7 protein-coding genes are annotated in these 9324 nt (G+C 71.2%); 3 read left to right on the top strand and 4 right to left on the bottom strand.

Annotation, left to right across the window (positions count from 1 at the left end):
- Positions 1-132 precede the first annotated feature (132 nt).
- The gene (locus GT354_RS32250) at positions 133-708 is read right to left on the bottom strand and encodes a hypothetical protein (protein WP_161359924.1); all 576 of its coding nucleotides are present in this window, start codon (positions 706-708) and stop codon (positions 133-135) included.
- 523 nt (positions 709-1231) lie between these two features.
- On the opposite strand from GT354_RS32250, the gene GT354_RS32245 reads away from it, so the two are divergent.
- On the top strand, positions 1232-2206 hold the full coding sequence (locus GT354_RS32245) for a hypothetical protein (protein WP_161359923.1): 975 nt from the start codon (positions 1232-1234) through the stop codon (positions 2204-2206).
- A 251-nt stretch (positions 2207-2457) separates the two neighbouring features.
- On the opposite strand, the gene GT354_RS32240 is transcribed toward GT354_RS32245, so the two are convergent.
- Complete coding sequence (locus tag GT354_RS32240) at positions 2458-4242, bottom strand: glycoside hydrolase family 3 N-terminal domain-containing protein (RefSeq protein WP_161359922.1); 1785 nt, start codon at positions 4240-4242, stop codon at positions 2458-2460.
- 418 nt (positions 4243-4660) lie between these two features.
- Between GT354_RS32240 and GT354_RS32235 the strand changes: the two genes are divergently transcribed.
- Positions 4661-5413 (top strand): TVP38/TMEM64 family protein, encoded by a 753-nt coding sequence (locus tag GT354_RS32235; protein ID WP_346012276.1) that lies wholly within the window; start codon positions 4661-4663, stop codon positions 5411-5413.
- A 23-nt stretch (positions 5414-5436) separates the two neighbouring features.
- On the opposite strand, the gene GT354_RS32230 is transcribed toward GT354_RS32235, so the two are convergent.
- Positions 5437-6279, bottom strand: coding sequence for an aldo/keto reductase (locus GT354_RS32230; protein ID WP_161359920.1), 843 nt, complete (start codon positions 6277-6279; stop codon positions 5437-5439).
- 260 nt (positions 6280-6539) lie between these two features.
- Here GT354_RS32230 and GT354_RS32225 point away from each other — a divergent pair, with 260 nt between their 5' ends.
- The gene (locus tag GT354_RS32225) at positions 6540-7805 is read left to right on the top strand and encodes a DUF418 domain-containing protein (RefSeq protein WP_161359919.1); all 1266 of its coding nucleotides are present in this window, start codon (positions 6540-6542) and stop codon (positions 7803-7805) included.
- A gap of 121 nt (positions 7806-7926) precedes the next feature.
- Here GT354_RS32225 and GT354_RS32220 read toward each other — a convergent pair.
- The coding region (locus tag GT354_RS32220) for a VWA domain-containing protein (protein WP_272923928.1) at positions 7927-9324 on the bottom strand (1398 nt) is incomplete at its 5' end.

Raw genomic sequence — 9324 nt, 5'->3', positions numbered from 1 at the left:
GTGGCGTCGGTGGCGTCGGTGGCGTCGGTGGTGTTGATGGTGAGTGGGTGGCGCGCGGGTGCGGTTCGGTGGGTGCCGGGCGGGTCGTCTGCTTGAGGTTTCGGGTGGGTCGACCGCCGGGCAGGCTGCGCGCTATGCGCCGGCCGGGTTGGTGCGGCGCGCGAGGCGGCGCAGCCGGCCGAGTCGGCTCGGCCGGGTCCACAGCAGGAGTTCGCCGCCCGGCGGGGAGACCACGCCGCCCTTTGCCGGGTCGCCCGCGAACCACACGTCGCCGCCGTCGCACTTGTCCAGGTGCCACCAGCGATGCGACATCGACACGACGGTCAGCGCGTACTGCGTTCCGTCGGTGATCGGGTCCTGGATCACGAGCGGCGGCCCCCACGCACCGTCGCCGTCGGCCGGATCGCGGAAGCGGCACCGGCACGTCACCCACGGGTGGAGCGTCAACGTGCGGCGCATCCGGTGTGCGAGGACGAGCGCACCGACGCCCACCACGAGCGCGACGATCCCCAGGCCGAGCAGCAGTGCGGCCCATCCTGCCCAGGCGCCGTCCTTCGCGTAGCCGGACGCGTGCAGGATCGCGAACCACGTTCCCGCCGCCGCGACTCCGGCGCCGGTCACGACCCCCGCGCGGACCCGGTACGCGCGCAATGCCCGTTCCGTCGCACGCAAGGAGAGGGCTACGCCCTCCGGCCGCTCGCTACCCATGGCAGCACCCTAAGCACGCGTGGGTCCCAACGGTGAACCGGCACGTGTCGGTCGTGTTCGGGGGCGGACGTTTCGCGAGTCGGCGCGACGTGAGACGGACCCGCGCGCGCCCTCGTGGCGTGCTTGCGTACGCCCCGCAGGCCAGGACGTTTCGCTCGGCCCAGCCCGCCTCCGCGGTCGCGTCGCGGGCCCATCGGTTTCGCGGGCCGCGCCTCGTGGGGTGGTGCGATCTGGGGTCGGTCGGCGTGCGCGGTGCTCGGTGCTCGGTGTGCGGTGTGCGGCGCTCGGTCGGTGGGCGATTCGCGGGCGGTCGGTGGGCGGGCGGGTGGGTCCGCCGGGGCGGTCGGGGCGGCTGTTTCGTAGGTCGCGATACACCCTGAGAGACACCCCTTGGGGGAGCTTCGGCGGGAGTTCTCGGGCTTGCAGTTATACCCTAGGGGGGTATAGTTTCACGGCAAGAGCACAGAGCACCGCACAGTCGACCGCCGCCGCTCGGTTGTCCACAGACACAGGGGTCACCGCCATGAACACGCCCACGCGTATCGCCGTATACGTCGGATCGCTCGCCGTCGCCTTCGGAGCCGCGACCGGAGTCGGTTACGCGGTCGGCCCGTTCGACGACGACAAGCCGAGCGGCCACACCTCCCACGGCGCCGACCCGACCGCGAAGTCGGGTGTCACGAACGCGCCGGCCGCCCCGGGCACTCCGGCCGGTGCGGACCTGCCACCGGGCCTGCAGGCCGTCCAAGGCGGCTGGGCGCTGCGACTGCTCACCGAGTCGGCCCGGGCCGGCGAGGCCACGCAACTGCGTTTTCGGATCGTGGGCACCGACGGCGCGCCGCTACGCGGATACACCGAACAGCACGAGAAGGAACTGCACCTGATCGTGGTCCGCCGCGACCTGGCGGGCTATCAACACCTGCATCCGGTACGCGACGCCGAGGGCGTGTGGTCGGCACCGTTCACCGCCGCCGAGGCGGGCTCGTACAAGGTCTTCGCCGACTTCAGGCCGGTCGGAGCCGCCGCCGGATTCACCCTCGCGAGCGACCTGCCCGTTTCGGGAAGCCAGACGCCGGCCCCGCCGCTCGCAGCGACCCGGACGGCGCAGGTGGACGGCTACACGGTCGAGCTCGGTGGGTCTTTGGCCGCGGGCGCGAGCACGGCATTGTCCTTCGCGATCAGCCGCGACGGCGTCCCGGTCGACGGCGTCGAGCCCTACCTGGGCGCCCGCGGCCACCTTGTCGCGCTGCGCGAGGGCGACCTCGCGTACCTGCACGTGCACCCCGAGGACGGCGCCGGCGATCGGGTGGCCTTCCGGGCGGAGGCGCCCACCGGCGGGGAGTATCGGTTGTTCTTCGAGTTCAAGCGGGACGGTGTCGTGCACGCCGCGCAGTTCCGCGTCACGGCGGACGGCGCGGCGGCGCCGGGGGCCCCGGCGGGGTCGGAGCCCACGAAGACGCAGCCCGCGCCGGAGCCGGCGGGCGGGCACGAGCACTGACGCTCTGCCACGAGCGCTTGCGGTCCCGTCCGGTCGGCCCGTCCCGTGAGTCCGTCCCGTGAGTCCGTCCGGTCGGCCCGAGCGGTCGACCCCAGCGGTCGGCCCGAGCAGTCGGCCCGTCCGGTCGGCCCGTCCGGTCGGCCCGAGCGGCGTGCGGGATGCGCTCGGGCGTGCGAGACCCACCCGGCGGCGTGGTGTCGGGTGGGTCTCGTGGGCATGGCGACGGTCGTGCGTTGGCGTTGTCGCTTACCTCAGTACTTCAGCCCGTGCCCGTACGGGAACACCGGGTCCTTGCCGTCGCGCGGGACGTCCGAGCGCTGCCCCCGTACGTCGGCCATCGAGCGCGGCAGTTCGAACGGCAGCCTGCCCACCGGCTGGACGCGACCGAAGAGCGCGTCCAGCAGGGGCGCGTCCGCACAGCCGTAGTTCGCGACGAGCGCGGCCGACTTCTCGGCGATCTCCGGGACGACCGCCGGGCGTTCCAGGTAGATGTCCACGACGGTGGGGACCGTCGCGCACAGGTCCAGGATCGGGGTCAGTTCGGCCTCGGTGAACTCCAGCGAACCCGAGTGGAAGAACTGTTCGAAACCACCTTCGCGCGGCTCGAACGGCGTCTTGATCCGCACGATCGCCACGTCCGCCTCGGCCGGGGTGGCGACCACGGTGCCGTACCCGGCGGCGATCTCGGCGTCGACGCCCCGGACGTACACGCGAGTGCCCTCGGCAAGCGGCAGGACCGACTCGTTCTTGAGCAGCGTGACCGACTTGCTCTGCGCGGCGCGACCCAGCGCGAGACCGGCCTCCGTGCCCACGATTGCGGCGGTGGCGTCGACGTCCACGAACGGGTGGTCGAACAGGCCGAGCACGAACTTCTCGCGCAGCAGCCGGCGCACCGACGTGTCCAACCGCTCGACCGACAGCCGGCCGGCCTCGACGAGCGCGACGACCTGCTCCGGGATGTCCTCGCCGCCGAACTGGTCGCAGCCCGCCTCGATCACCCGCAGCACGCGGTCCGGGACCGACAGGTCCTCGACGCCCCACGCCCGGGCGGGCATGGTCTGACCCATGATGTTCGCGTCGGAGATCAGGCCCCAGTCGGTGCACACGATGCCGTCGAAGCCCAGCCGCTCGCGCAGCAGGCCGGTGATGACGCCCTTGTTGAACCCGAACGCGACCTCCTCCATCTCGGTCTCGATCGGCATGCCGTAGTACGGCATCATCTGCGACGTCCCGGCGGCGAGTGCCTTCTTGAACGGCTCCAGGTGGTAGTCGAAGTTGCCGCCCGGATAGACCTGCTCGCGGCCGTAGGCGAAGTGCGGGTCCTCACCGTCCAGTTGCGGGCCGCCACCGGGAAAGTGCTTGGTCATGCACGCGACGGACTCGGTGTTGAGCGTCTCGCCCTGCGCGCCTCGGATGTAGGCGGCGACCATCTTGCCGGTGAGTTCGGCGTCCTCGCCGAACGTACCGTTGATCCGCGACCAGCGCGGCTCGGTCGCGAGGTCGATCTGCGGGTGCAGCGCGACCCGGATGCCGACCGCGAGGTACTCGCGACGCATCAGGTCGGCGAACTCGCGGACGAGTTCCTCGTCGCCGATCGCGGCCAGGCCGAGCGTCTCGGGGTACTGCGAGAAGCCCTCGGCGTACGCGGCGGTGCCCGGGTTGTCGGTGAAGTGGTGCCGGGGGTCGGTCGACAGCGATACCGGGATGCCCAGGCGGGTCTCCAGCGCGAGTTCCTGGATGCGGTTGTGCCACGCCGCGATGTGCTCGGGCCGACCGCCGCCGAGGAGGTTGAAGTGGTTCATCCCCTTGTCGGAGATCATCTGTCGCGTGGTGAAGTTGAACGGCTGGGCGTCCGGGTCGTCGCGCAGCGCGCCCTCGGGGCCCATGAGCGCGATGGTCTGGAACATCAGACCGGCCTTCTCCTCGACCGTCATCCGGCCGAGCAGGTCCTCCACCCGCTCCCCGATCGACAGCGACGGGTCCTCGTACGGGCAGGTCGCGGCCCGGAAGCGCGAGCGTGCGGTGGTCTGGCTCATGGGTCCTCCGTTAAAAACCTAGTGGTCAGTAGGTTTTCTAACACGTTTACCCCCGCAACCTCCAGCGTCGGCGACGACGGATCTGCGTCGACCGCGACGATGGCGACACCGCAGGGCGACATGCTTTGAGGTGACGGCGACATCGCAGGGCGACATGCCTCGGGGTGACGGCGACATCGCCGGGCGACATGCCCTGGTTCGAGTGGTTCGACGCCGCGTTCGCCACCGACGCACGGCCGGCTTCGGTTGTCATCGGGGTCGCGGGTCCACACGGGCGGTCCCGGCGGCTCCGTACAATGGGCCGAATGCGCGTCGGGGGGCGGCGCGATTCCGCAGGTCCGGTGCCTCGGCTCGGTCGAGGCGGGACGGCGATGGGTCGAACGAGCAACACACGAGGGGCGGACGCAGGTTGGACACCGTGCGGAGCGGCCTCGACGCGCTTCGGGACTTTCTCGATCACGGGGCCTGGACTCACTGGCCGATGCCGGTCTCGGTCACCCTCTTCGTGCTCGTGTGCGCGGTCGGGGTCGTGGTCCTGGTGCCCAAGTCGCTGTTCGCCCCGGTCGCCGGCGCCTTGTTCGGCGCGATCGGTGGCACCGTGGTCACCCTCATAGGGGCCACCCTGGGCGCGTTGGCGAGCCTGTACATCGGGCGCAGTCTGGGCCGCGAAAGGATAAGCGGCTGGCTGCACAAGCGTGAAGCGCTCGCCGTGCTCGATCGCAGACTCACCCGCAACGGCCTGGTGCCGATCACCATCCTGCGGATGATTCCGGTGATCCCGTCCTCGGTGGTCAGCTACGGCGCCGCCGCCACCGGGATCAGGACCGGACACTTCGTGATCGGCACCGCGCTGGGCATGCTGCCGATGACGCTCGTCCAGTGCGCGGCCGGGGCGTCGGTGCGCAACGGGCTGTCCACGCCGGTGGTGGTGAGCGTGTTCGTCGGCTGCGTACTGCTCGCCCTCGGCACGCTCGTGGTCCGACGGCGCGGCGCACAACCCGCCGCGCCGCCGGAGGGGAGCGCGCACACCGTTGCCCCGGTGGAGAGGGACGGTCGGACCGTTGCCCCCGCAGAGGGAAACGCCGGATCCGTGGCGCCGGTGGACGGAAGCGCCCGATTCGCGGCGCCGGTGGAGGGCTGCGCCCGATCCGTGGCGCCGCCGGAGGGGTGAGCGAGCCCTCGGGAGGTTCCGGCTCAGCCGTCGTGGCCGAGGTTGAACGTGTCCGGGTCGGGCCCGGTGCGCTCGCCCGTCTCCAGCGTCGCGAGCGCCGCCAGATCGTCCTCGTCGAGCACGAAGTCGAACACCTCGATGTTCTGCGCGATCCGCGCCGGCGTCACCGACTTCGGGATCACCACGTTGCCGAGCTGGATGTGCCACCGCAGCACCACCTGCGCCGGCGTACGCTCCAGCCGGTCGGCGATGGTCACCACCGTCGCGTCGCGCAGCAACTCGCCGCCCTGCGCGAGCGGGCTCCACGCCTCGGTGACGATCGCGTGCTCCGCGTGGAAGGCGCGCGACGCGAGCTGGGGCAGGTGTGGATGCAGTTCGATCTGGTTCAGCGCCGGCACCAGGCCCGTTTCCTCGATCAGCCGGGTCAGATGCGCCGGCCGGAAGTTGGACACGCCGATCGCGCGCACCCGCCCCTCGGCGTACAGCTTCCCCAGCGCGCGCCAGGTCTCGACGTACTTGTCGGCCTTGGGCACCGGCCAATGGATCAGGTAGAGGTCCACGTGGTCGAGCCCGAGCCGCTCCAGGCTCGCGTCGAACGCGCGCAGCGCGCGATCGTGGCCCTGTTCGCGGTTCCACAGTTTGGTGGTCACGAACAACTCGTCCCGGGCGATCCCGGACGCGGCGATCGCGGCCCCCACGCCCTCCTCGTTTCCGTACGCCCCCGCCGTGTCGACGAGCCGGTAGCCGCTCTCCAGAGCGCTCGTCACGGCCGCCGCCGCGCCCTCGTTCGGGACCTGCCACACCCCGAACCCCAACTGCGGGATGCGGACGTCGTTGTTCAGGATGACTTCGGGAACGTCGCTCACGTGAGTCGTGCCTCTCGCCCGTGGTCGGATCGGTGGTACGGCGCAACCTTCACCACCGTGGTGGACCTGCTGTCAAGGCACGGATGTGCTCCTAGGCTGGTTCGATGGGTGGTGCGATCCGTGGGGCGACGCGTGGTTCGGCGCAGGATTCGGCGAGAGGCTCGACGCGTGCTGTCACGTGGGGTTCGCGGTGGCACCCGGCGGGTGGTTCGGCGGATCGGTCGGAACACGTTTCGGGGCGCTTGCGCGCGCGTGGTCCGATGACCCGCGCGACGGCCGCCGAGCGGGCTCGCATCGTCGGAGTGGACCTGGCTCGGGCCCTCGCCGTCCTGGGCATGTTCGCGTCGCACGTCGGTCCCGATCCCGAAGCCGGCGGCGTGAACACGATTCTCCATGCCGCCTCCGGGCGCGCTTCGGCGCTGTTCGCGTTCCTCGCGGGCGTCTCGCTCGTGCTGATGTCCGGGCGCGAGCGATTGCGCGGCCTGGGGCGGGCACAGGCGGCCGTGGTCACGCGGGTGGTGATTCGCGCGGCGCTGCTGGTACCGCTGGGGCTGTGGCTGGGCGACCTGGACACCGGCGTGTTGGTGATCATCGCCTTCTACGGCCTGTACTTCCTCCTCGCGTGGCCGGCCCTGTGGCTGCGCACGCGCACGCTCGTGATCGTCGCGGCGGGGTGGGCCGTGGCGGGACCGGTGCTGTCGTACATGCTGCGCAAGAGCATGGGCGTGGGCGACGTGGCCTTCGGCGCCCCCGGGTTCGACGACCACGCCGGCCCGGGCGACCTGTTCGAGACGCTGTTCCTGACCGGCAGCTATCCCGCGCTCACGTGGCTGCCGTTCGTACTGGCGGGCATGGCCGTCGGGCGGTGCCGACTGACCGATCCGCGCGTGCAGCGCGCGATGGTCGGGATCGGTTCCGGACTCGCCGTGCTCGGCTACGGCGGATCCTGGGTCGTGGTCAACGTGCTGGGCAGCGGCACACGGATCGCGCGTGAGGCGGGCCCGCAGGGTGTCCACGACGCGATCCACGCGCGGGTCGGCTCGGTACCGGTCTCCGATCCGGCTTGGCTCACCGTGGCCGAGAGCCACACCGGCACCCCGTTCGAAATCGTCGGAGCCACCGGCGTCGCGCTCGCGCTGCTCGGCCTCGCGTTGCTCGGGTGCCGCGCGTGGATCGGCCGGATCGTGCTCGATCCGCTGATCTCGGTCGGCGCGATGGCGCTCACCGTCTACACGGCGCATCTGATCGTGCTCGACAGGTGGCTCCAGGTCGGCCACTCGTGGGAGCGCCTGGCCGGCTTTTGGATAACCGCCCTGCTGCTGTGCTGGATCTGGCGCCACACCCTGCGCAGGGGCCCGATGGAAGCCGCACTGCACGTCCTGTCGGCGGCTCCGGCCCGCCTGGTCCGGGGACCGGGGGAGGTCGGGGCCCGGAGCCGGTTCCGGACGCGGACCCGGACCCGGACCCGGATCCGCAGAAACGATCTTGGAGTCGAGGAGGTGGAGCCGCCGATTTCCGCCCGTTGAGTTCAAGATCGTTTCCGGGGGGCTTGGGTGGGCTGGGTCGGGTTGGACGGGCTGACGGGCTGACGGGGTGGGTCGGGTGGCTTGGCCGCCGGCGTGGCTGGCGTGGTCGGCCTGGCCGGCGTCAGGTCAGTAGGCCTCGGGCCTTGGCTCGGGCCAGCCAGCCCGGGTATTCGTTCGTCATCAGGTCGTAGAGCCGGCTGTCGGGCACGTCGGCCGGGTCCTGGATCGAGAAGAAGTCGGCGTTGTCGACGTAGCGGCCGCTCAGGTCGTCGAGCTCCTCCAGGAACGAGAAGCCGCCCGGGCGGCCGAGGCCCATGAACTGCCAGAAAATGGGCTCGAAGCTCGAATGCGTGATCTGCTCGCGGGTCGCGTCGCGCGACGTGGTCTGGCCGTCCGTGATGAACATGACGTAGACCGGCAGGTCGTTCGCGAGCGGTTGGTGGCGGGGACCGCTGAAGCCGAAGTAGTGCTCGCGCAGCAGGCGCATCGCGCCGGCGTAGTCGGTCGAACCCTCCAGCCCCGGCGTCTTGCGGATCCGCTCGGCCCAGCCGTGGTACTGGCCGAGCCCGAGCTCCCCGGCGGCGTGACCCCGCGCGCCGAACAGGAACACGTCGACGGACGCGTTGTCGTCGAAACGCAGACCGAGCGAGAGCACCCGCTCGGCGAGCGCCTGCACCTTGCCCTTCTTGAACAGCGACATCATCGAGTACGAGATGTCCAGGCACAGTGCGACGCGCGCGGTGTGTTCGCCGAGCCCGTTCTTCTCCAGGCTGATCGCGGCCTGCTTGGTGAGGTTGAGCAGCTGCGGGTGGCCCTCGTCGGAGAGCCGCTTCTCCATGTCGACGAGCTTTTGCTTCTTGAGGCTGACGGCGGGCGGGGGCGGGGTGGCGGGCGGCTGCGGCGGGGTGGCGGGGTGCGCGGTGTGCTGCGTCGGCTGGGTCGGCGCGGTGGGCCCGGTGGGTGCGGCGGGTGCGGTGCTCTCGGGCGCCACCTCGATGCCGAAGTCGGTGGCGAGGCCGGTCAGTCCGGACGCGTAGCCCTGCCCCACGGCGCGGAACTTCCACGCCCCGCCACGCAGATAGAACTCGCCGAACAGGAACGCCGTCTCGGTCGAGGCCTCGTCGATGTCGAACTCGGCGATCGGACCGCCCTGCGCGGACAGTACGTGCAACGCGAGTCCCGGCACCTGCCCGAACGCCCCACCGTCGGCCGACGCCCCGATCACCACCCGCTCGACACCGGCCGGGAGCGCCGCGAGGTCGACCAGGATCGTGTCGGTGACGGTACCGTCGGCGGCCGGTCGCTTGCCCTCGTGGCGTACCGCGCCGGTGGTGTCGCTCGGCTGGTTGTAGAAGACGAAGTCCGCCTCCGAGCGGACCTTGCCGTCGGAGTCCAGGAGCAGCGCGGAGGCGTCCACGTCGGGAGCACTCGCGGCGCGCCAGGTCAGGACCGCGCGCAGCGCGGCGGTCGGAACGGGAGTATTGCCACCTTTGCTTATCTTCGCCATGGCGCCCATCTT

The organism is Streptomyces sp. SID3343, assembly GCF_009865215.1.
In the GTDB taxonomy this organism is placed as follows: Bacteria; Actinomycetota; Actinomycetes; order Streptomycetales; family Streptomycetaceae; genus Embleya.
Note: the sequence above shows the minus strand (reverse complement) of the source record. Positions and strands in the feature narration are given on the sequence as shown.